Here is a 21,311-nt window from a genome sequence, read left to right as displayed (position 1 = left end):
AGCTTCTCCTTGGAGTAGAAATGACCGACGCCGCTTCTCCCGCGCACGACCTCTCGGCCCTGAGCTTCGAACAGGCCCTGGCCGAGCTCGAGAAGATCGTGTCCGAACTGGAATCGGGCCAGGCGCCGCTGGAACGCTCCATCGACATCTACGAGCGCGGGGCGGCCCTGAAGGCGCACTGCGAAAAGAAGCTCGAGGCCGCGCGCCTGAAGGTCGAGAAGATCGTCCTGGGCCAGGGCGGCGCCGCGGGCGTCGAGCCGGCCGAGTTCTCCTGATGGGCCAGGCCTCGCCGAAACTGTCGCCGACGATCGCGTTCGAGGATTTCGAGCGCGTGGACATCCGAGTCGGCACGATCGTTTCGGCCGAGGCCTTCCCCGAGGCCCGCAAGCCGGCCTACAAGCTGGCTATCGATTTCGGACCGACGTTCGGCGTAAAGCGTTCGTCGGCCCAGGTGACCCGCCACTACACGACCGACCAGCTGGTCGGACGCCGGGTGGCGGCGGTGGTGAACTTCAAGCCGCGGCAGATCGGCCCGTTCATGTCGGAAGTCCTGTGCCTGGGCTTTCCCGACGACGAGGGCGAAGTCGTCCTCGTGACGGTGGATCGCGCGGCGCCCAACGGGGGAAAGCTGTTTTGAGCGACCTTGGCAAGCGCATCGCCCAGGCGGCCGACATCGTCACCGTGGCGCTCGACGAGCTGCTGCCGCGCGCCGACGGGCCCGAAAGCCGCCTGACCGAGGCCATGCGCTATGCGGCGCTGGGGCCCGGCAAGCGCCTGCGGCCGTTCTTCGCGCTGGAAACCGGCAAGATGTTCGACCTGCCCGAGCGGCCGGTGCTGCGCGCGGCCTGCGCGCTGGAGTGCATCCACGCCTACAGCCTGGTGCACGACGACCTGCCGGCCATGGACGACGACGACATGCGTCGCGGCCGTCCGACCGTGCACGTGCAGTACGACGAGGCCACCGCCATCCTGGCCGGCGACTCGCTGCAGACGGCCGCCTTCGAGATCATGGCCCACCCCGACACCCACGACGACGGCCATGTCCGTTCGGAACTGGTGCGCAAGCTGGCCATCGCGTCGGGCGCGCGCGGCATGTGCGGCGGCCAGATGATCGACCTGCTGGGCGTTCGCGACGACCTGGGCGCGGTGGCGCGCATGCAGCGCCTGAAGACCGGCGCCCTGATCGCCTTCGCCTTCGAGATCCCGCTGATCATCGGCCGGGCCAAGGAAGCCGAGCGCGCCGCGCTGATGGGCTTCGCCCAGGACCTGGGGTTGGCCTACCAGATCGTCGACGACATCCTCGACGCCGAGGGCGACGCGGCCCTGCTGGGCAAGGCCGCCGGCAAGGACGCCGCCAAGGGCAAGGCCAACTACGTCACCCTTCTGGGCCTGGACGCCGCCAAGGAGCGCGTGGAGCTTCTGGCCGCGCAGACCAAGGCTCACCTCGATATCTTTGGCGACAGGGCCGATCATCTGCGCGAAAGCGTTGATTTCGTGCTGGACCGCCGCAACTGACCGCGCTCTTTACAGACATGCCGACGCAAACTCCTCTTCTCGACACCGTTTCCTCGCCCGCCCAAACGCGCGGGCTGTCGATCGCCGAGCTCAAACAGCTGGCGCAGGAGGTGCGCGCCGAGATGATCGACGCGGTCTCCGTCACCGGCGGCCATCTGGGCGCGGGCCTGGGCGTGGTCGAGCTGACCGTGGCCCTGCACCACGTCTACGAGACGCCGAAAGACATCCTGATCTGGGACGTCGGCCACCAGGCCTATCCGCACAAGATCCTCACCGGCCGCCGCGACCGCATCAAGACGCTGCGCCAGGGCGGGGGCCTGTCGGGCTTCACCAAGCGGGCCGAAAGCGAATACGACCCGTTCGGCGCGGCCCACGCGGCCACCTCGATCTCGGCGGCGCTGGGCTTCTGCGCCGCGCGCGACGCCAAGAACGAAGACAATGCCGTCGTGGCGGTGATCGGCGACGGCTCGCTGGGCGCGGGCATGGCCTATGAGGCGATGAACGCGGCCACCGACGCCACGCGGCAGCTGACGGTCATCCTTAACGACAACGACATGTCGATCGCCCCGCCGGTGGGCGGCATGAGCGCGTATCTGGCCAACCTCGTCTCGGGCGGCGCCTATCGCAAGGCGCGCAAGCTGGGCAAGACGGTGGTCGAGAAGCTGCCGACCCCGATCCGCGACGCGGCCCGCAAGGCCGAGGAATACGCCCGCGGCATGGTCACCGGCGGCACCTTCTTCGAGGAGCTGGGCTTCCACTATGTGGGCCCGATCGACGGCCACGACATGGACGCCCTGGTCTCGGTGCTGAAGAACGCCCGGGAATTCAAGGAAAAGCCGGTCCTCGTCCACGTCGTCACCCAGAAGGGCAAGGGCTACGCCCCGGCCGAGGGCGCGGCCGACAAGCTGCACGCCGTGGCCAAGTTCGACGTCGTCACCGGCCAGCAGCAGAAGGCGGCCGCCGGCCCGCCCAGCTACACCAAGGTGTTCGCCCAGGAACTGGTCAAGCAGGCGGCCAAGGACGACAAGATCGTCGCCATCACCGCCGCCATGCCCTCGGGCACGGGCCTGGACATCTTCGAGAAGGCCTATCCGACCCGCACCTTCGACGTCGGCATCGCCGAGCAGCACGCGGTGACCTTCGCCGCGGGCCTGGCGGCCGACGGCATGAAGCCGTTCGCGGCGATCTATTCGACCTTCCTGCAGCGCGGCTATGACCAGGTGGTCCACGACGTGGCCATCCAGCGCCTGCCGGTGCGCTTCGCCATGGACCGCGCCGGCCTCGTCGGCGCCGACGGTCCCACGCACGCTGGCAGCTTCGACATCGGCTTCATGGGCGCTCTGCCCGGCATGGTGCTGATGGCCGCCGCCGACGAGCTGGAACTGGCTCGCATGGTCGCCACCGCCGTCGAGATCGACGACCGCCCCAGCGCCTTCCGCTATCCGCGCGGCGAGGGCGTGGGCGTGGAGCTGCCGACGGGACCTGCCGACCCGCTGGAGATCGGCAAGGGCCGCATCGTCCGCGAAGGGACCAGCGTCGCCATCGTCTCGTTCGGCACGCGCCTGACCGAAAGCCTGAAGGCCGCCGACCTGCTGGCCGCCCGCGGCCTTTCGGCCACGGTCTGTGACGCCCGCTTCGCCAAGCCGCTGGACCTTGACCTGCTGCTGCGCCTGGCGCGCGAGCACGAGGCCATCGTCACGGTGGAAGAGGGCGCCATGGGCGGCTTCGGCGCCTTCGTGCTGCAGGCCCTGGCCCAGCACGGCGCGCTGGATCGCGGCCTGAAGATCCGCACGCTTGGTCTTCCGGACGTGTTCCAGGACCAGGACAAGCCCGACCTGATGTACGCCGAGGCCGGCCTCGACGCCGAAGGCATCCTGCGCGGGGCGCTGTCGGCGCTGGGCATGGACAATGTCAGCGCCGCGGGGCGGCGGGCTTAAAGCCGCTAAGCCGGGTGAAACAACAAACGCCGCGACGCTCGCCGTTGCGGCGTTTTGCTTTTCTGAGCTTCGCCTTCCCTTGCCACAGCCAGCCTTGGGTCGAGCCCGTCGCGCGGCCGGGAAAACTTGCTGTATGCTGCCAAGGCTCGGGCGCGCTGTCCGGTCTCGTGTGTGGCGGCGCTGAACCCCGCGCCGTGTGGGGCTTGCATGAACAAGACTGTGGGGATCAGGCGGTGGCGGACAGCTTTCGCCTTGGCGGCGATGCTGGTCATCGCAGGCTGCACTGGGCGGCCGCCGGTCGACCAGCCGCCTCGCCCGGGCGAGGTGAGGGCTAGCACGCGCTATCTGCTCTCGGGCCTGTCGGTCGTCCGCTACGAGTTGGGCCACATCTATGTGCCGGAGAACCGGGCCCGACCTGGCGGCCGGCTGATCGCTGTCCGTTACATGCGGATCAAGGGAACGGCTTCCCAGGCGACGCCGCCGGTGTTCATGCTGCCGGGCGGTCCGGGCGACAGCTATATCGACGCCTTTACAAGATCCGGGCTGGACTGGTTCGGCGCGGCCAGGCAACGCGGCGACGTCCTTCGTTTCCGGCGTGCGGGCGATGTTGTCGTCATGGACCAGCGAGGCGCATCGGGAGCCTCTGAGCGGCTGGGCTTCAACTACAATCCCGATGGCCAGCCGCTGGATCGGCCGGCGCGCCTGGATGACGAACTGAAGGCCGCTCCATCCGTGGTTCGCCGGGCGCTGGCCCGCTATCCTGATCATGACCTCGCCGGCTATACCGTCGTCCAGTGCGCCGAGGACCTGAACGACCTGCGTCGGGCGCTCGGCTACGCCAGGATCAACCTCTTCGGGCTCAGCTACGGATCGCAGTGGAGCTTCGCAGTCATGCGGCTGCATCCAGAGACGGTCAGCCGAGCGCTCCTGTCGGGCGTCGAACCGCTGGACAACGGCTACGACATGCCGTCGCACGTCTGGGCGGCGCTGATGCGGATCGCTGTGGAGGCGCAAGCCGATCCACGCCTCGCGGCGTCGCTTCCGCCGGGCGGCCTACGGCAAGCCGTCGACGAGATTCTGGCTCGCCTCGAGAACGCGCCGGTCGTCGTCCGGCTCAAGTCTGGCGAAGACGTCGTGCTCGGCCCGGATGACTTCCGGCTGAGCCTCATCGCTCGCCCGTCCGAATGGCCGGCGCGTATCATCGACATCCATCGGGGGCGGTACGCAGCGTGGGCCGAGGAGGTCGCAGCCAGCCGGCGGCCCCTGGCGGCTGCGCCGTCCGCGCTGATCGGCCCCTTGATCGACACCAGCTTGAACGTTTCGGAGGCCCGTGGCCGGCGCCTCTTCAACGATGCCGCTGTTCGATACCTCGGAACCTGGGGTTTCGCCCCGTCGATGGCCGCGGTTTCGCTGTGGCCCACGCCGGACGCCGGGGACGCGCTTCGACTTCCGGCGATGAGCCCGATCCCGGTGGTCTTTCTCCACGGAGACTGGGACACCTCCACGCCCATCGAAAACTCGCGGGAGATCCAGCCCTATTTCCCGAACAGCCGTCTGGTCGTCGTCAGGCGCGGCGGCCATGGGGCGATCTATGATCTGGCCGACCAGGATCCGAACGCGCTGGATCGGTTTATCGACTATCTCCGAACGGGAGACATGACAGGGCTGCCGGCCGAGGTCGTTCTCGCGCCGCCGAAATTCAGCGTTCCGGCGCCCTGATCGCGACGCCGCCCTAGCTGGTCTGGAACGGTGAGGGGAAAGCCTGCCCTAAGCCCCGCACGCCTCGAAGAACGCCTTCACGCGGCGGCGCTCGTCGGCCTTGGCGGCGATGCTGTGGCGCTTGTCGCCGTTAACGATTGCCAGATCGCCCGTGCGGCGAAAATTGCCTAGTGCAGGGTCGCGCGTGGTCGCCGAGGCCAGCAACAGGCTCCCGGTTCCACCGCCATCGACGGTTCTGGCGGCCAGGTGCGACGTCCGGTCGCGGCTGGCCAGCCCTATGGTTCCGCCTTCCAGCCCGCTGGCCGAAACCTCGACCGGCCCGCCCGGCGCGGGGCAGACCAGCATCAGCAGCACCTCGTCGCTGGAGGGGCGGCCGTAGGCCAGTTTCGGGCCTTCGCCGGGCTCGTTGAGATAGGCCCAGGCATAGGCGGGATTTGCCGCCTGCTCGTGCGCGCAGCCGGCCAGCCCGAGGGCGGCGAGCAGTGCGGCGGCGACGAGGCGGGAAGACATGGCGGCGGATCTCCTTCGTCAGGAGAACGCCTCGCCGCCTAGGCGGTTTCTGCCGGTCTGCCTCCGCTCACCCTGGGGGCGGCGGAGGAGGGGCGATTGTACGCTGTCGTCCGGACCTGTCCGGAACGCCCCTAGATCATCAGAACGGCGAGAACTTCTCGACCAGCGACTGGCCGGCCGGGGTCTTCTGCACGCGGCTGATGTCGCCGCGACCGCCGTAGTTGATGCGGGCTTCGGCGATCTGGGTGTGCTTGATGGTGTTGGCCGAGGAAATGTCTTCCGGGCGAACGATACCGGCCACGGTCAGCTGGCGCAGTTCGTTGTTGGTCTTCACCTCCTGGGTGCCCTGGATGACCATGTTGCCGTTGGGCATGACCTGGGCGACGATCGCGGCGACCGTCAGGTTGATCTTCTCCGAGCGGCTGACGCTGCCGRCGCCCGAATTGGAGAAGGCCGAGTTGGTGCCCACGGCGTTGGCCGGGTCGAAACCGCCCGGCAGAACCTTGCCCAGGCTGGATTCCAGGCCGAAGAAGTTGCTGACCCCGGCGTTGCCCGTCGAGGTGCGCGAGGACTTGCTGGTGTTGGAGGTGCTGACGCTGTCGTCGATCTCGATCAGCACGGTGACGATGTCGCCGACGCGGCTGGCGCGCTGGTCGTTGAAGAAGGCGCGGGCGCCGACGCGCCACAGCGAGTTGGCCGAGGCGGCCTGCGGGGCCGGTTCGCGGGCCGAGACGTAGGTCGGGGCCATGGGAGCGAGCGAGGCGGGATAGCCGACGGGAGCCAGTTCGGGACCCTTCACCGCTTCGGTGACGGTCGAGCAGGCGGCGATCGGGGCGAGCAGGGCGAGGGCGACGAAGGCGGCGGGGCGCATGGGTGTCTCTTGCTCTCTTAGCGGGCGGCGTAGCGCACGGAATTGGAACGGGCCTTGAGGGCTTGCGCCTCGGGGCCGACGGCGGCCGAACCGGGGCCGGTGGCCACCGCTTCGATGATCTTCTTGCTGGCGGTGTTCTGCACGCTGACGGCTTCTCCGACGGCGGCGGCGCTCATGGCCTTGCCTTGCAAGGTGAGGGCCACGCCGGCGTAGTCGTAGGTGACTGCGACAACATCGCCCTTGGCGATGACCTGGGCGGCGGCGACGTCGCGCATCGAGGCGGCCGAACCCTCGCGCAGCGGGCGCTTGGTGGTCATGCCGATCATGGCGTCGGCGTCGGACGGGGCGTCGAAGGGCGCCGAGGCGACCTTGATCCACACCAGATCCTGCGGCTGCACGGTCTCGCCGGCCGCCAGGCTGCGGGCGTAGGCAAGAACCTCCACGTTGCCGCGCGGAGCGGCGGCCGAAGCGCCGGCCAGCTGGCCGCCGCCTTCGGCGCCCTGGCGGATGATGATGCGGCGCAGGCCCTGCGGGTTGGCCCACTCGAGGCCGGCGCGGCGAGCGGTCATCTGCACCTGGGCGGCGTCGAGCACGGCGCTGGGACCAAGGCGGCGGCCAACGACGATCGAACCGGCCGAACCGGCGCCGTCGAACAGTTCGCCCAGCGTGATGACGCCGTCGGCGTCGGTGGTGTCCTGGCGCAGGCTGACCGGCTGGCCGGCGAAGGCGGCCGGGGCGGCGATCAGCAGGGCGGCGGCGGCGAGAAGCAGGGTTTTCATGAGCTTACGACCGCAGGTTCGAGGTGGCCTGGAGCATCTGGTCGGCCGTGGTGATGACCTTGGAGTTCATCTCGTAGGCGCGCTGGGCGACGATCAGCGAGGTGATTTCGCTGACGGCGTCGACGTTCGAGGCTTCGGTGTAGTTCTGCAGCAGGGTGCCGAAGCCGGGCTGGCCGGGGGCGGCGATGTTGGCCGCGCCGGACGCGCCGGTCTCCAGATAGAGGTTGTCGCCGATGGCCTCGAGGCCGCCTTCGTTCATGAAGTTGGCCAGTTCGATCTGGCCCACCGTCTGGGCGTCGGTCTGGCCGTCGAGATTGACCTGCACCAGGCCGGTCTTGCCGATGGTGATGCCGGTGGCGTTCTCGGGGATGGTGATGCCCGGCTGGACCAGGTAGCCGTCCTCGGTGACGATCTGGCCCTGGTCGTTGGTCGAGAAGTTGCCGGCGCGGGTGTAGGCGGTCTCGCCCGAGGGCAGCAGGATCTGCAGGTAGCCCTTGCCCTGGATGGCCACGTCCAGCGGGTTGTTGGTCATGGTCGGCGTGCCCTGCTCGGTGATGCGGTACACCGAGCCGGCCTTGACGCCGCCGCCGACCTGAACGCCGGTCGGGACCACGTTGCCGTCGCTCGACGACTGGGCGCCGGCGCGCTCGATCGTCTGGTACAGCAGGTCCTGGAACTCGGCCCGTTGGCGCTTGAAGCCGACGGTGTTCATGTTGGCGATGTTGTTCGAGATGACCTCGACGTTCAGCTGTTGGGCCGACATGCCGGTCGCGGCGGTGCGCAGAGCTTGCATTGTTCGTTATCCCTTACTGGACCTTGCCCATGCGCTCGACGGCGGAGCGCGAGAGTTCGGCGGTCTGGTCCATCATCTTGGCGATGCTCTCGTAGGCGCGGCTGACCTCGATGAGCTTGGTGATCTGCTGGATGGGCTGGACGTTCGACCCCTCCAGCATGCCTTGGTGGATGATCGCGTCGGTGGCGGACTGCGGGGTCTCGTTGCCGACGTTGCGATAGAGGTTGTCGCCGTCCTTGCGCAGCGAGGCGAGGTCGGAGAAGCGGGCGACGCCGATCTTGCCCACGCGCACCTGGCCCTGGGTGACGATGCCGTCACGGCCGATGCTGACGGGGCCGAGTTCCGGGTCGATGGTGATCTGGCCGCCGCCGTCGTCCAGCACCGGAGCGCCTTCCTGGGTGGTCAGGACGCCTTCGGGGTTGGTGGTGAAGCGGCCGTCACGGGTGTAGCGCTCGCCTTCGCCGGTCGAGACCTTGAAGAACCCCTGGTTCTCGATGGCCAGGTCGAAGGTTCCGCCCGTCTGGTTCAGGGCGCCGGGCGTGAAGTCGCGGACCACGCCGTCGTCCAGCACGAACTTGATCGGCGCCGGGCCGCCCGCGGTGCGCGCGGGCTTGGCCGGTTCGGTGCGGACCATCAGGTCCTCGACCTTGAAGCCGGTGGTGTTCGCGTTGGCGATGTTGTTCGCGACGATGTCCAGCTCACGACGGAGCGTCATCTGCCGCGAAAGGCCCACATACAGCGCGTTGTCCATGACGATTAACTCGCAGTTTGGCGCGACAAATGCGCCGCAACCCTGCAAGCAAGCCGCGTGCCAACTCGAAAATCGCAATGAAATCAGCGGGGAGGGTGGTTAATGGCGACGCTTTGCAGAAGTCCGCCGGGCAGATTCGACCTGCGACCAAATGGCCTTCAAAAGAGATCGTTAACCATGCTCGCGCATGAGTACGGGTCATAGATTTCAAGGAACCTGCGCGTGGCCAAGAAACCCCCCAAGGAAGCTCCCGCCCCGGAAGGCGAAGAGGGCGCGGCCGAGGGTGAAGCTCCCGCCAAGAAGAAGCCGCCGATCATCCTGATCGCGGCGGCCGCCGGCGTGCTCGTTCTGGGCGGCGGCGGGGCCGCTGCGTTCTTCATGCTCAAGCCCAAGCCGGCCGCCGAGGGCGAAGCCGGCCACGGCGAGGAGAAGAAGGAAAAGAAAAAGGAAAAGAAGAAGGAAGAGGGCGGCGAGGGCGCCAAGACCGCCGAGGGCGGCGCCGGCGCGCCGGTCGTCAAGGAAGGCCCCGACGGCGTGGTGTTCTACACCCTGCCCGACATCGTCGTGAACATGCAGTCGGCCGACGGCAAGTCGACCTTCCTGAAGCTGAAGCTGACCTTCGAGCTGCCCGACGAGGAGACGGCCGAGGCGCTGACGCCGAACCTTCCGCGCCTGACCGACATGTTCCAGACCTTCCTGCGCGAGCTGCGTCCCGAGGACCTGGCCGGCAGCCAGGGCAGCTACCAGCTGCGCGCCGAACTGCTGCGCCGGGTGAACCTGGTGGCCGCGCCTTCGAAAGTTAACGCCGTCCTGATCGAGGAGATGCTGATCAACTAGCCTTCGGGCCGGCTGAGGCGAACCATCATGGCAGACGAGATCGACGATCAGGCCGCGATGGCCCAATGGGCGGCGGAGAACCCCCCGGGGACCTTCGACGCCTCGGGCGGCGGCGAGCTGAACAACAGCTTCGGCGACTTCAGCGGCGGCATGGCCGGTATGGCCGGCTGGGACGACGGCGGCGGCGACGGCATGGGATCCGAGCGGATCCTGAACCAGGACGAGATCGACAGCCTGCTGGGCTTTGACCTGTCGGGCGACGGCGGCGACGACCGCACGGGCATCCGCGCCATCATCAACTCGGCGCTGGTCTCGTACGAGCGCCTGCCGATGCTGGAAATCGTCTTCGACCGCCTGGTGCGGTTGATGACGACGTCCTTGCGCAACTTCACCTCCGACAACGTCGAAGTCAGCCTCGACAACATCAGCTCGATCCGCTTCGGCGACTACCTGAACTCGATCCCGCTGCCGGCCATCCTGGCGGTGTTCCGGGCCGAGGAACTGGACAATTACGGCCTGCTGACGGTCGACTCCAACCTGATCTACTCGATCGTCGACGTGCTGCTGGGCGGCCGTCGCGGCACCGCGGCCATGCGCATCGAGGGCCGTCCCTACACCACCATCGAGCGGGTGCTGGTGCAGCGGATGGTCGAGGTGGTGCTGAACGACGCCAAGGCCGCCTTCGAGCCGCTGCATCCGGTGTCGTTCACCCTGGACCGCCTGGAGACCAACCCGCGCTTCGCCGCCATCGCCCGCCCGGCCAACGCCGCGATCCTGGTGAAGCTGCGAATCGACATGGAAGACCGCGGCGGCCGCATCGAGCTCTTGCTGCCCTACGCCACGCTGGAACCCATCCGGAAGATGCTGCTGCAGCAGTTCATGGGTGAGAAGTTCGGCCGCGACAACATCTGGGAAGGCCACTTGGCCACCGAGCTCTGGACCACCCAGATGGAGGTGCGCGCCGTGCTCGACGAGCAGCAGCTGCCGCTTTCCAAGGTGCTGAACCTGCAGGTCGGCGACACGTTGATGCTGAACGCCACGCCCGACAGTCTGGTGGAGTTGCGGGCGGGGTCGATTCCGCTTACCCGCGGCCGGATGGGCCGCCGTAACCATTCCATCGCCATCCGGGCCGACGCCCCGCTGACGCCCGCGGCGAAGAAGGCGGTCCAGAAACTCAAATGAGCCTGATCTCGGTCGCCCTGCAGGTTCTTCTGGCGGTGCTCCTGATGGTGGCGCTGGTCTTCGGCTGGCGCCTGGAGCGCAAGCTGAAGGCGCTGCGCGACGCCCAGAGCGGCTTCGCCAAGGCCGTGGCCGACCTGGACAACGCCGCCCAGCGCGCCGAACAGGGCCTGGCCGACCTGCGCGCGGCGACCGACGAGGCTTCCGAATACCTGGCCGACCGCATCGAGAAGGCCAAGGCCCTGGCGCTGCAGCTGGACGAGCGCATGACCCGCGCCGCCGCCGCGCCGCGCATCGAGGCCCGCCCCGAGCCGGCGCAGCGTCCGGCCCGCGATCCGCGTGATTTCGCCGCGCCGCCGGCGCCCGAAGCCGCCCCGGCCGGCGGTCGCCGCCTGAACGCGCAGGACTTCGAAGCCATGCTGGAGCGCGAGGCTCGCGCCCGCGGCGCCGGCCCTGCGACCTCGCGTCCCGCGACGGCCGCCAATTCCTCGCCTATTTCGTCGCCCACGCCCGCGCGTGAAACGCCCCGTTCACGGGCTCGGGTGGATGATGACCTGTTCGACGGCCCCGACCCCGCGTCGCGGCCCGGATCGCCATTCAGAGACCGTCGATGAAGAACGTTCCCCGCATCCTGCCGATCGTCGGCGTCGCCGTCGTCGGCGTCCTGGCGGTCAACGCCCTGGCCGGCGCCAAGTCGGTTCCCGACCTGCTGAGCGGGGCGAAGGCCTTCGCCGAGGGCGCCAAGGCCGAGAAGAAGGACGCCAAGGGCGAGGAAGCCGCCTCGGCCGAGAGCGCGTCGAGCGACGCCGCCGCCAAGGCCGCCCCGCCGCGCATCTGCGCGCCGTCGGCCACGGACCTTGCCAAGGAAGCGGGCCTGTCGCCGGCCGAACTGCGCGTGCTGCAGAGCCTTGGCCAGCGTCGCGGTCAGCTTGACCAGCGCGAGCAGGACATCGACGTCCAGCTGCAGCTGCTGGCCGCCGCCGAGGCCAAGCTCGACGCCAAGATGAAGACCCTCAACGGCATGAAGGGCGAGATCCAGGGCCTGCTGGGCCAGGCCGACAGCCAGAAGGCCGCCGAGGTCGACCGCATGGTCACCGTGTTCTCGGCCATGAAGCCCAAGGACGCGGCCGTCCGCCTGACGGTGCTGGAAGACAGCGTGCGCCTGCCGATCGCCGCCAAGATGAAGGAGCGGACGCTGGCCATGATCCTGGCCAACATGGCGCCCGCCGACGCCAAGGTGCTGACCGAGCGCCTGGCCAGCCGCTTCTCGGGCGACGCCATCGCCAAGGGCAAGGCCGCCGTGGCCGAGAACGCCGCGGCGCCCGCCGCCGGCGGCCAGCAGGCCGCGGCTCCGGCCCTGGCCGGCGCCGGCGCGCCGAAAAAGGCCGGCTAAGGGGAAGCTGGGGGGCTCATGAACCTGCGGGGGGCGTTGAAGGCGAGCGTTGCGGCGATCTGCATCGCCGGCGTCGTCGCGCCCACGGTTCTGGCGGCCGCGCCCGCCGCGGCCCAGGCCGTGCAGGGCGACCTGGTCGTCCGCGTCGCCCAGGCTCCCGACTTCTCGCGCCTGGAGTTCCGCTGGAGCGGCCGCGTTCCGGTGATGAAGATGCGCCGCGAGGGGCAGCAAGCGATCCTGCGCTTCGGCCGCGACGCCAATCCCAATCTGGCCAGCCTTCGCATCGCCCCGCCGCGCTGGGTGAAGACAGTCGAGGCCCGCCATGTCGGCGGCGCGTTGGAACTGGTCCTGACCCTGACCGACGACGCCGACCTGCGGGTCGGGCGCGCCGACGGGATCGACTTCGTCAACATCTTCGCCAAGCCGCCGCAAGCCGGAGCGCCCGCCGCGGCGACCGCGACGCCCGCGCCCGTTCCGCGCGACCCGCGCCGTCCCAATCCCGCGCCCGCCAGCGGCGTGGTGGCCGTGACCTACAACAAGACCGACGGCCAGACCCAGTTCACGACCACCTGGGCGGCGCCGGCCGCGGCCGCCGTGTTCAAGCGCGGCGAGGCGGTCTGGGTGGTGTTCGACGCGCCCGTTCGCCTGGACCTGGGCCGCACGCCGCAGACCGGGCCCAGCCACACCAAGATCCAGGTCTTCCGCGGCGCCGACTATTCGGCCCTGCGCATCTCGGCCAAGCCCGGCGTGCCGGTCTATGCCGAGGGGCAGGGCAACAGCTGGACCGTGGCCCTAGGGGCCGGCCTGCAGCGCGAGCCCGACCCGGTGAAGGTGGCCCGCGACGAAGCCGCCACCCCCGCCAGCCTGTCGGCGAACCTGGCCGGCGCGGCCCGTCCCGTGTGGGTCAGCGATCCGGCCGTCGGCGACCGCATCGGCGTGGTCCCGGCCCTGGCCCCCTCCAAGGGGCTGGCCTCGCGCCGCGAGTATGTGGAGATGGCCCTGCTGCCGTCGGCGCAGGGTCTGGCCGTCGAAGCCTTCGCCAGCGACGTGCAGATCCTGACCGAGGGCGACATCGTCCGCATCGGCCGGCCCAAGGGCCTGGTGCTGTCGCCGGCCGGTGCCGGCGGGGGCGCGGCCGAGATCGTGACCGGCGCGCCGCAGCCGGCGGCCATGCCCGCCGTCATCGACCTGGAGCACTGGCCCAAGACCGGCTCGGGCGGCTTCCTGGCGCGCTACAACGCCCTGCAGGCGGCCGTGGCCGCCGTCGATCCGGCCGACCGCCAGGGCGATATCGCCGCCCGGATGGCCCTGGCCCGTTTCCTGGTCGGCTCTAACCTGTCGTTCGAGGCGATCGGCGTGCTGAACGCCGCGGCCCGCAAGCAGCAGGGCCTGCTGGGCGACGCCGAGTTCCGCGGCTTGCGCGGCGCGGCCAAGGCCATGGCCGGCCGCTGGGCCGAGGCCGAAGCCGATTTCTCTTCGCCCGTGCTGTCGGACGATCCGTCCAGCGCCCTGTGGCGCGGCTATGTCGCCTACAAGCAGGGCCAGTGGGTGGACGCCCGCAACAAGTTCGCAGGCGGCGCCCAGGCCATGAACCTGTTCCCGGCCGTGTGGCAGGCCCGCTTCCTGGGCGCCCAGGCCGAGTCTGCCGCCGCCACCGGCGACGGGGTCGGCGCCGAGCGCCTGGTCAACCAGGCCCTGAAGCTGCCCAAGCTGCCGATCGTCGACCAGCTGGACCTGCGCCTGACCTTGGCCAAGGCCTTCGAGCTGCAAGGGCGCAAGGACAAGGCGCTGAAGATGTTCCAGGCGATCGGCAAGGCGCCGAACGACCGCATCGCCACGCCCGCCGTGCTGCACGCCACCCAGATCCGCCTGGAGAAGAACCAGATCTCGCCGGCCGAGGCCGCCAGGACGCTGGACCAACTGCGGTTCCGCTGGCGCGGCGACGGCGTCGAACTGGACGTCGTGCGGGCGCTGGGCAAGCTCTACATCGACCAGGGCCGCTATCGCGAGGCGCTGGAGGTGCTGCGCTCGGCCAACAAGGTGCTGCCGGACCTGCCGCAGGCGGTGGCCCTGCAGAACGATCTCTACGGCGCCTTCCGCACCCTGTTCCTCGACGGTCTGGCCGACGGCATGCAGCCGATCCAGGCCGTGGGACTGTTCTACGACTATCAGGACCTGACGCCGATCGGCGCCGACGGCGACCAGATGGTCCGCAACCTCGTGCGCCGGCTGGTTGACGTCGACCTGCTGGACGAGGCGGCTAAGCTGCTCAAGTACCAGGTCGACAACCGCTTGAACGGCGTGCCCAAGGCCCAGGTGGCCACCGACCTGGCCTGGATCTACCTGATGGACCGCAAGCCCGAGGACGCGCTGGCGGCGATCAACAACACCCGCACCACCATCCTGCCGCCGGCCCTCAACAGCGAGCGCCGCCTGGCCACGGCCCGCGCCCTGATGACCCTGGGCCGCTACGACGACGCCCTGGAGGTGATCGAGGGCGACAAGGGCAGGGACGCCCAGGACATCCGCGGCGACATCGCCTGGAAGCAACGCAACTGGGCCCTGGCCGGCAAGCTCTATGAGGCCGCGCTGGGCGACCGCTTCAAGAACGCGGCCGGCCTGTCGCCCTCGGACGAGGCCAAGCTGATGCGGGCCGCCGTGGCTTTCAGCCTGTCGGACGACGACGCCTCGCTGGGCCGCCTGCGCACGCGCTACACCAACCTCATCGGCACGGCCCGCAATCCCGAAGGCCTGCGCGTGGCCCTGGCCGGCGTCGACGGCGTTGCCTCCAGCAGCGACTTTGGCCGCGTGACCGCCGAGAACGAGGTGTTCAACGGCTGGGTCGCCAAGATGAAGGACCGCTTCCGCGCGGCCGCGACGCCGAAGGTCTAGGCGCGGGCCTTCCTTCTCCCCTTGTGGGAGAAGGTGTCGGCGCTAGCCGACGGATGTGGGGTCTCTCAGATCTCGAGCACTTCACCCGGCCTGGGCCTCGGTTGCAGCTGGCCGGCCTATCGACCCCTCACCCGACCTCCTTCGGAGGCCACCCTCTCCCGCAAGGGGAGAGGGATCAGACGGTCTCGATCGCCAGCGCCGCGCCTTGCCCCACGCCGATGCACAGGGTGGCCAGGGCCCGCTTGCCGCCGGAGGCCTCCAGCTGTCGCAGCGCCGTCAGGGCCAGACGCGCGCCCGAGGCGCCGAGCGGGTGGCCCAGCGCGATGGCCCCGCCGTTGGGGTTCACGTGCGCGCCGTCGTCGGGCAGGCCCAGCTGCCGCAGCACCGCCAGGCCCTGGGCGGCGAAGGCCTCGTTCAGCTCCACCACGTCGAAGTCGCCGATGGAGAGGCCGGTGCGCGCCAGCAGGCGCTGGGTGGCGGGCACGGGGCCGACGCCCATCACGCGGGGGGCGACGCCGGCCGTGGCGTAGCCCAGCACGCGGGCCCGCGGCGTCAGGCCGTGACGCTTCACCGCGTCTTCCGAGGCCAGGATGATGGCGGCGGCGCCGTCGTTGACGCCCGAGGCGTTGCCGGCGGTGATCGTGCCGCCCTCGCGGACGATCGGCTTCAGCTTGGCCAGGGCCTCCAGCGTGGTCTCGCGCGGGTGCTCGTCGCGATCGACGATCGTGGGGCCGCCCTTGCCGGGGATCTCGACCGGGGCGATCTCGCCGTCGAAGAAGCCGGCCTTGATGGCGGCCGCCGCCCGTTGCTGGCTGCGCAGGGCGAAGGCGTCCTGGTCGGCGCGGCTGATGGCGTAGTCGGTCGCGACGTTCTCGGCGGTCTCGGGCATGGAATCGACGCCATAGGCCGCGCGCATCGCCGGATTGACGAAGCGCCAGCCGATCGTGGTGTCGAAGATCTCGGCGTTGCGGGAAAAGGCGCTGTCGGCCTTGCCCATCACGAAGGGCGCGCGGCTCATGCTCTCGACGCCGCCGGCGATGACCAGGTCGGCCTGGCCCGAAAGGATGGCGCGGGCGGCGTAGCCGACGGCTTCCAGCCCCGAGGCGCAGAGCCGGTTGACGGTGACGCCGGGTACGGTCTGCGGCAGGCCCGCCAGCAGCAGGGCCATGCGCGCGACATTGCGGTTGTCCTCGCCGGCCTGGTTGGCGCTGCCGTAGACAACTTCGTCCACCGCGCTCCAGTCGAGGCCGGGGTTGCGCGCCATCAGCGCCTTCAGCGGGATCGCCGCCAGGTCGTCGGCCCGCACCTTGGACAGCGCGCCGCCATAGCGGCCGAACGGGGTGCGGATGGCGTCGCAGATATAGGCGGTCATGGCGGCTCCCGGGGGCGGCGTTCGGCGCGTATTCAAACGAACGTTTGCGGGAAGCGCAATGCGCTTGCGACAGGCGGGCAGGGGACTAGGCTGGGGGCATGAGCCCAACCGTGCAGCCCTTCCTGATGTTCCAGGACGGCGTCGGCCCCGACGCCCTGGACTTCTACGTCTCGGTTTTTCCAGGCAGCGTGGTCGAAGAGGTCGAGCTCTACGGCCCCGCCGGCCCGGGGCCGCARGGTACGATCAAGACCGCTCGCTTCACGATCGGCGGCCAGAGCGTGATGTGCAGCGACAGCTTCATCAAGCACGCTTTTACCTTCACGCCGTCGTTCTCGTTCTTCGTCACCTGCGCCTCGGCGGCCGAGGTCGATCGCCTGGCCGGGGTGCTGGGCGAGGGCGGCGGGGTGCTGATGCCGCCCGGAAGCTACGGCTTCAGCCCCTGGTTCGCCTGGGTGTCGGACCGCTTCGGCGTGTCCTGGCAACTGAACGTCGGGGAAGATTGACGTCAGTTTCGAATTAGGACTATGTCGGTCGCGCGCCACTCCAGGCGTGGGAGACCAAGCACCGTGCCCAGCTACAGCGAACTGATCGACGCCCTGCGGATCGATGGCGAGACGGTGGTCGCGACCGTGGGCGACGACTGGAAGCAGGGGCGCACCACCTATGGCGGCCTGTCGGCGGCGCTGTGCCTGGAAGCCGCCGCGCGCCGCCTGCCGCAGGCCCCGCCGCTGCGTTCAGCCCAGTTCGCCTTCGTCGGCCCGGCGGCCGGCGAATTGTCGGCAAAGGTGGAGGTGCTGCGCCAGGGCAAGTCGGCGCTGTTCGCCAGCGTCGACCTGACGGGGGAGGGCGGCCTGGCCACGCGCGGCGCGCTGACCTTCGGCGCCGAGCGCGCCTCCAGGCTCGACCACCTCGACCTGCCGGCGCCGGCCGTTCCCGCGCCCGAGGCCTGCGAGCTGTTCATCCCCGAAGGGGCCGGTCCGGCCTTCGCGCGCCAGTTCGAGTTCCGCTACGTGGCCGGCGGACGGCCCTTGAGCGGCGGGCCGCCCGATTTCCTGGTGTGGATCCGCCACCGCGACGCCGCCGCCCGCTCGCTGGCGGCCATGGTCGCCCTGGCCGATGCTCTGCCGCCGCCGGCCCTGTCGGTGTTCGATCAGTTCGCGCCCATCTCGACCATGACCTGGTCGATGGACGTGCTGGGCGATGCGCCCGACGACGACGGCTGGCGACTGATGAGCAGCCGGGCCGAGACGATCCGCGAGGGCTATTCGGCCCAGGCCATGACCCTGTGGAGCCGGGACGGAACCCCGCTGATCGCCGCCCGCCAGACGGTGGCCGTGTTCCTCTGAAGCTTACCTGGGCGAGGGGCGGGGGCATTGCCTCGCCCCGTCGACTGCGGCTAAGGAGAACGCCCGTTCGCGAACACGCGTCGGCGCGCCGGTTTAGCTCAGCGGTAGAGCAGCGGTTTTGTAAACCGAAGGTCGGGGGTTCAATCCCCTCAACCGGCACCACGTCTCCCTCCGTTCGAAGGTCCAGGATCGGTCGTTCCGGCGCCCGCAAAGGCGACGCCGCGTCTGCGCCTTTCGTCGGTATTTGTTCGTTCACGGATCGTTGTTCGGGTAAGTCATGTCTTACTTGCCGGTCAGGCGGGCCAGATCGCTGCGCCATGGATGCGGAATAAGATCATATATTGCTGTTATTCTTTCCCTGGTTTCTCCAGTAAATGCAGCGTGCAAGCTGGAGCCTCTTTAGGCAACGTCCAGTTGTCGTGAAAAATTCAAGCAATAGCGCCGGTTTTTTATGGCGCTGGCGTAACGTCGCGGCGTAGGCAGCGCCCCTATAAATTACAGGGGATAGACCTATGAACCATCGCCACACTTGGCTTGCTCTGTCGGTGAGCGGGCTTGCGCTGCTCGCCAGCGCTCCGGCCCTGGCCCAGCAGGCGCCGGCGACCGACGCCACGATCACCGAAGAGATCGTCGTCACCGCCCAGCGCCGCAGCGAAAACATCCGCGACGTGCCGTTCGCCGTCACCGCCCTGGGCGGCAAGACCCTGGCGGCGGTCTCCGCTGGCGGCGGCGACGTGCTGTCGCTGTCGGCCCGCGTGCCCAGCCTGCAGATCGAAAGCTCCAACGGCCGCTACGCTCCGCGCTTCTACATCCGCGGCCTGGGCAATGTGGACTTCGACTTCAACGCTTCGCAGCCGGTGTCGGTGGTGCTCGACGACGTGGTGCTGGAAAACGTCTTCCTGAAGGGCTTCCCGCTGTTCGACGTCGAGCAGCTTGAAGTGCTGCGCGGCCCGCAGGGCACGCTGTTCGGCCGCAACACCCCGGCCGGCGTGGTCAAGATCGACACCGCCAAGCCTTCGGACGACTTCGGCGGCTTCGGCTCGCTGGCCTACGGCAACCTGGGCGCGGTGCGCGCCGAGACCGGCGTCTCCATCCCGGTCAGCGACACCCTGTCGGTGCGCGTGGCGGGCCTGTGGAACCACCGGGACGACTGGGTCAACAACGCCTACAACCCCTCGTTCGCCGGCGACGGCGACGACCTGGGCGGCTTTGACGACGTCGCCGCCCGCGTGCACGTGGCCTTCAAGCCGACCGAGCGCCTGTCGACCCTGCTGACCCTGCAGGCCCGCGACTACATCGGCACCGGCACGCTGAACCGCGCCAACGTGCTGACCAAGGGCTCCAACGAGCTGAACGGCAACTTCGACCGCGACACGGTCTATTACGACGGCGGCCGCAACAACCCGCAGAAGCAGCACACCACCTCGCAGAGCCTGCAGGCGGCCTATGACTTCGGCCCGGTCACCCTGACCGGCGTGGTCAGCGCCTATCAGGGCCGCTCGTCGGGTGACGGCGACATCGACGGCGGCGTGGCCTCGGCCGCGGCGACCGCGCCCTACAAGACGCCGTTCAACTCCGAGACCGGCACCCTGTCGAGCGACCTGGACCAGAAGACCATCGAAGTGCGCCTGGCCTCGAACGGCGACGGCCGCTTCGGCTGGCAGGTCGGCGCGTTCTTCTGGGACGAGCGCTTCAACCTCGTCTCGGGCACCTTCAACGGCACGGGCGGCCTGGCGCCGACCGTGATCGGCGACGTCGTCCAGCGCTCGGAGTCGTGGTCGGTGTTCGGCCAGGCCAACTACAAGGTCACCGACGCCCTGAAGATCACCGGCGGCCTGCGCTACACCGAAGACAGCCGCGACTTCCAGGGCGACCGGATCATCCCCACCGGCAGCACCAGCACGGCCCGTCCGCTGTTCGACGTGCGTCGCTCGGTCGGCGACGAGCAGGTCAGCTGGGATCTGAGCGCCCTCTATGAGGTCAATGGCGACCTCAATGTCTTCGCCCGCGTGGCCAAGGGCTATCGCGGTCCCTCGCTGCAGGGCCGCATCACCTCGTCCGACCTGATCACGGCCGCCAATTCGGAAACCGTGATGTCGTACGAAGCCGGCCTGAAGTCGCGCTTGTGGGAAGGCCGCGCGCGCCTGAACGCCACGGCCTACTACTACGAGGTCTCCGACCCGCAGTTCACGGCCATCGGCGGCGAGGGCAACTTCAACCAACTGATCAACGCCGACAAGGGCGTGGGCTACGGCCTCGAGATCGACGGCGACGTCTATCTGGGCGCCGGCTTCAGCCTGGCCGGCGGGTTCGCCTACAATCACACCGAGATCAAGGACAAGGACCTGCTGGTCGCCTTCTGCGGCGCCAACTGCACCGTGACCGATCCGATCGTGACGGTGGGGACGACGCGCCGCGCCAACATCGACGGCAACCCGTTCCCGCAGGCTCCCAAGTACACGGCCAACATCACGCTGACCTACGTGCATGGCCTGAGCAACGGGACCGAGCTCTTCGCCTCGACGGACTGGGTCCTGCAGAAGGACTTCAACCTGTTCCTCTACGAGTCGGTCGAGTTCATGCAGGACACCAGCTTCGAGGGCGGCGCCCGCGCCGGTTGGCGCAGCCCGGCCAAGGGCCTGGAAGCGGCGGTCTACATCCGCAACCTGACCGACGAGGCCAATGTCATCGGCGCGATCGACTTCAACAACCTGACGGCCTTCGTCAACGAGCCGCGCACCTACGGCGTGCAGGTGACGAAGCGATTCTAAGACTGACGATCCCGGCGGCGCTTTTCGAAGCGCCGCCGGAGATCCGGGATTCGTCCCGGACGATGATTTTCCGGCGCGAGCGACGCGCCGAAGCGGCGTCGTTTCGACGGCCGATTCCCGCCGAGGCCGGCGGACGACCCGATTTTCCAGCTCCTGAACGATTGTCTCGCCGCCCTGCGCCTGTTCGTGGGCGAGGGGAGGGGGCTTCCGCCACCCATATGCGGCGGGCTTTTCGGGCGGTTTGCGAAGAAAATCGTCAAAGCGCGTTGCAGTGCGCTTGACTCAAAATGGGCTCCCGCATAAACACCGCCCTCCCGACGCGGCCCGCCGCTTCGGGGGCTCATTCGAAGCTCTCTTTTCTTTCCGAGGCGCTGAAGTCCATTCGGCGCCGCGGAGCGGTTCGGCCTCCTCGGAGGCGGGACGGTTTGGAAAAGAAAGTTGAAAATAGAGTTTGACAAAATGAGGCGCTGGTTTAAATAGCCGCCTCCGCCGACACCGGGCGCTAAACGGTGGGGCCGCTCCCCGGTTACGGAGGCGGCTCGGAGCTTCGGCTCTGGTCTTTGACATTGTTGATTTGGAAAGAGAAACGCAGGCGGCGGCGCTCTGGCGATGACCCTTCGAGGTCTGGCGATGACCCTTCGAGGTC

At 69.0% G+C, this 21,311-nt stretch carries 19 protein-coding genes and 1 tRNA gene; 14 read left to right on the top strand and 6 right to left on the bottom strand.

Annotated features, from left to right (window positions below; all coding sequences use genetic code 11):
- The first annotated feature begins 20 nt into the window (after window positions 1–20).
- The 5 genes from AC1DCG_RS18010 to AC1DCG_RS17990 all read left to right on the top strand — a co-directional run bounded on the left by AC1DCG_RS18010 (window position 21) and on the right by AC1DCG_RS17990 (window position 5,171).
- Entirely contained in the window at window positions 21–275 is a 255-nt protein-coding gene (locus tag AC1DCG_RS18010) for an exodeoxyribonuclease VII small subunit (RefSeq protein WP_109099095.1), read from the top strand.
- A complete protein-coding gene (locus AC1DCG_RS18005) occupies window positions 275–637 on the top strand; it encodes a tRNA-binding protein (RefSeq protein ID WP_101712702.1) in 363 nt (120 codons plus the stop codon). The genes AC1DCG_RS18010 and AC1DCG_RS18005 overlap by 1 nt, the downstream gene beginning before the upstream one ends.
- Window positions 634–1,515 carry a polyprenyl synthetase family protein gene (locus tag AC1DCG_RS18000; RefSeq protein ID WP_058349198.1) on the top strand — a complete coding sequence of 294 codons (882 nt, stop codon included), beginning with the start codon at window positions 634–636 and terminating at the stop codon, window positions 1,513–1,515. Before AC1DCG_RS18005 ends, AC1DCG_RS18000 begins: the two co-directional genes overlap by 4 nt.
- A gap of 17 nt (window positions 1,516–1,532) precedes the next feature.
- Window positions 1,533–3,452 (top strand): 1-deoxy-D-xylulose-5-phosphate synthase, encoded by a 1,920-nt coding sequence (gene dxs / locus AC1DCG_RS17995; RefSeq protein WP_477031128.1) that lies wholly within the window; start codon window positions 1,533–1,535, stop codon window positions 3,450–3,452.
- Window positions 3,453–3,659: 207 nt separating this feature from the next.
- Window positions 3,660–5,171 carry an alpha/beta hydrolase gene (locus AC1DCG_RS17990; protein ID WP_477037029.1) on the top strand — a complete coding sequence of 504 codons (1,512 nt, stop codon included), beginning with the start codon at window positions 3,660–3,662 and terminating at the stop codon, window positions 5,169–5,171.
- Between the two features lie 48 nt (window positions 5,172–5,219).
- On the opposite strand, the gene AC1DCG_RS17985 is transcribed toward AC1DCG_RS17990, so the two are convergent.
- The 5 genes from AC1DCG_RS17985 to flgF form a co-directional block, all read right to left on the bottom strand.
- On the bottom strand, window positions 5,220–5,681 hold the full coding sequence (locus AC1DCG_RS17985) for a hypothetical protein (RefSeq protein WP_477031126.1): 462 nt from the start codon (window positions 5,679–5,681) through the stop codon (window positions 5,220–5,222).
- Window positions 5,682–5,820: 139 nt separating this feature from the next.
- Window positions 5,821–6,552: a flagellar basal body L-ring protein FlgH gene (flgH, locus tag AC1DCG_RS17980; RefSeq protein WP_477041592.1), complete on the bottom strand. Its 732-nt coding sequence runs from the start codon at window positions 6,550–6,552 to the stop codon at window positions 5,821–5,823.
- Between the two features lie 17 nt (window positions 6,553–6,569).
- Entirely contained in the window at window positions 6,570–7,331 is a 762-nt protein-coding gene (gene flgA, locus AC1DCG_RS17975; protein WP_165262139.1) for a flagellar basal body P-ring formation chaperone FlgA, read from the bottom strand.
- Between the two features lie 4 nt (window positions 7,332–7,335).
- Complete coding sequence (flgG, locus tag AC1DCG_RS17970; protein WP_101712695.1) at window positions 7,336–8,124, bottom strand: flagellar basal-body rod protein FlgG; 789 nt, start codon at window positions 8,122–8,124, stop codon at window positions 7,336–7,338.
- Between the two features lie 13 nt (window positions 8,125–8,137).
- A complete protein-coding gene (gene flgF, locus AC1DCG_RS17965; RefSeq protein ID WP_109099099.1) occupies window positions 8,138–8,875 on the bottom strand; it encodes a flagellar basal-body rod protein FlgF in 738 nt (245 codons plus the stop codon).
- Between the two features lie 222 nt (window positions 8,876–9,097).
- Between flgF and fliL the strand changes: the two genes are divergently transcribed.
- The 5 genes from fliL to AC1DCG_RS17940 are packed head-to-tail and all read left to right on the top strand — an operon-like array spanning window position 9,098 to window position 15,176.
- A complete protein-coding gene (fliL, locus tag AC1DCG_RS17960; protein ID WP_165262141.1) occupies window positions 9,098–9,712 on the top strand; it encodes a flagellar basal body-associated protein FliL in 615 nt (204 codons plus the stop codon).
- A 27-nt stretch (window positions 9,713–9,739) separates the two neighbouring features.
- Window positions 9,740–10,894 carry a flagellar motor switch protein FliM gene (fliM, locus tag AC1DCG_RS17955; protein WP_058349208.1) on the top strand — a complete coding sequence of 385 codons (1,155 nt, stop codon included), beginning with the start codon at window positions 9,740–9,742 and terminating at the stop codon, window positions 10,892–10,894.
- The gene (locus AC1DCG_RS17950) at window positions 10,891–11,505 is read left to right on the top strand and encodes a DUF6468 domain-containing protein (RefSeq protein WP_165262143.1); all 615 of its coding nucleotides are present in this window, start codon (window positions 10,891–10,893) and stop codon (window positions 11,503–11,505) included. Before fliM ends, AC1DCG_RS17950 begins: the two co-directional genes overlap by 4 nt.
- A complete protein-coding gene (locus AC1DCG_RS17945; RefSeq protein ID WP_165262145.1) occupies window positions 11,502–12,284 on the top strand; it encodes a MotE family protein in 783 nt (260 codons plus the stop codon). The genes AC1DCG_RS17950 and AC1DCG_RS17945 overlap by 4 nt, the downstream gene beginning before the upstream one ends.
- Before the next feature lie 18 nt (window positions 12,285–12,302).
- Window positions 12,303–15,176 (top strand): tetratricopeptide repeat protein, encoded by a 2,874-nt coding sequence (locus tag AC1DCG_RS17940; protein ID WP_477037028.1) that lies wholly within the window; start codon window positions 12,303–12,305, stop codon window positions 15,174–15,176.
- A gap of 175 nt (window positions 15,177–15,351) precedes the next feature.
- On the opposite strand, the gene pcaF is transcribed toward AC1DCG_RS17940, so the two are convergent.
- Entirely contained in the window at window positions 15,352–16,548 is a 1,197-nt protein-coding gene (gene pcaF / locus AC1DCG_RS17935) for a 3-oxoadipyl-CoA thiolase (protein ID WP_477031123.1), read from the bottom strand.
- 98 nt (window positions 16,549–16,646) lie between these two features.
- Here pcaF and AC1DCG_RS17930 point away from each other — a divergent pair, with 98 nt between their 5' ends.
- The 4 genes from AC1DCG_RS17930 (at window position 16,647) to AC1DCG_RS17915 (ending at window position 20,665) form a co-directional block, all read left to right on the top strand.
- Window positions 16,647–17,051 carry a VOC family protein gene (locus AC1DCG_RS17930; RefSeq protein WP_477031122.1) on the top strand — a complete coding sequence of 135 codons (405 nt, stop codon included), beginning with the start codon at window positions 16,647–16,649 and terminating at the stop codon, window positions 17,049–17,051.
- Between the two features lie 63 nt (window positions 17,052–17,114).
- Window positions 17,115–17,894: an acyl-CoA thioesterase gene (locus tag AC1DCG_RS17925; RefSeq protein ID WP_477031121.1), complete on the top strand. Its 780-nt coding sequence runs from the start codon at window positions 17,115–17,117 to the stop codon at window positions 17,892–17,894.
- A gap of 87 nt (window positions 17,895–17,981) precedes the next feature.
- Window positions 17,982–18,056 (top strand) — tRNA-Thr (locus tag AC1DCG_RS17920).
- Between the two features lie 350 nt (window positions 18,057–18,406).
- A complete protein-coding gene (locus AC1DCG_RS17915; RefSeq protein ID WP_477031120.1) occupies window positions 18,407–20,665 on the top strand; it encodes a TonB-dependent receptor in 2,259 nt (752 codons plus the stop codon).
- Window positions 20,666–21,311: the final 646 nt, after the last annotated feature.

This window comes from Caulobacter sp. 10L414 (assembly GCF_056395525.1).
Note: the sequence above shows the minus strand (reverse complement) of the source record. Positions and strands in the feature narration are given on the sequence as shown.

What these genes read in the sequence shown, in the direction of transcription:
- AC1DCG_RS18010 (WP_109099095.1), top strand. Translation starts at nt 21, where the DNA reads ATGACCGACGCCGCTTCTCCCGCGCACGACCTCTCGGCCCTGAGCTTC.
- AC1DCG_RS18005 (WP_101712702.1), top strand. Translation starts at nt 275, where the DNA reads ATGGGCCAGGCCTCGCCGAAACTGTCGCCGACGATCGCGTTCGAGGAT.
- dxs (WP_477031128.1), top strand. Translation starts at nt 1,533, where the DNA reads ATGCCGACGCAAACTCCTCTTCTCGACACCGTTTCCTCGCCCGCCCAA.
- AC1DCG_RS17990 (WP_477037029.1), top strand. Translation starts at nt 3,660, where the DNA reads ATGAACAAGACTGTGGGGATCAGGCGGTGGCGGACAGCTTTCGCCTTG.
- AC1DCG_RS17985 (WP_477031126.1), bottom strand. Translation starts at nt 5,681, where the DNA reads ATGTCTTCCCGCCTCGTCGCCGCCGCACTGCTCGCCGCCCTCGGGCTG.
- flgA (WP_165262139.1), bottom strand. Translation starts at nt 7,331, where the DNA reads ATGAAAACCCTGCTTCTCGCCGCCGCCGCCCTGCTGATCGCCGCCCCG.
- flgG (WP_101712695.1), bottom strand. Translation starts at nt 8,124, where the DNA reads ATGCAAGCTCTGCGCACCGCCGCGACCGGCATGTCGGCCCAACAGCTG.
- flgF (WP_109099099.1), bottom strand. Translation starts at nt 8,875, where the DNA reads ATGGACAACGCGCTGTATGTGGGCCTTTCGCGGCAGATGACGCTCCGT.
- fliM (WP_058349208.1), top strand. Translation starts at nt 9,740, where the DNA reads ATGGCAGACGAGATCGACGATCAGGCCGCGATGGCCCAATGGGCGGCG.
- AC1DCG_RS17950 (WP_165262143.1), top strand. Translation starts at nt 10,891, where the DNA reads ATGAGCCTGATCTCGGTCGCCCTGCAGGTTCTTCTGGCGGTGCTCCTG.
- AC1DCG_RS17945 (WP_165262145.1), top strand. Translation starts at nt 11,502, where the DNA reads ATGAAGAACGTTCCCCGCATCCTGCCGATCGTCGGCGTCGCCGTCGTC.
- AC1DCG_RS17940 (WP_477037028.1), top strand. Translation starts at nt 12,303, where the DNA reads ATGAACCTGCGGGGGGCGTTGAAGGCGAGCGTTGCGGCGATCTGCATC.
- pcaF (WP_477031123.1), bottom strand. Translation starts at nt 16,548, where the DNA reads ATGACCGCCTATATCTGCGACGCCATCCGCACCCCGTTCGGCCGCTAT.
- AC1DCG_RS17915 (WP_477031120.1), top strand. Translation starts at nt 18,407, where the DNA reads ATGAACCATCGCCACACTTGGCTTGCTCTGTCGGTGAGCGGGCTTGCG.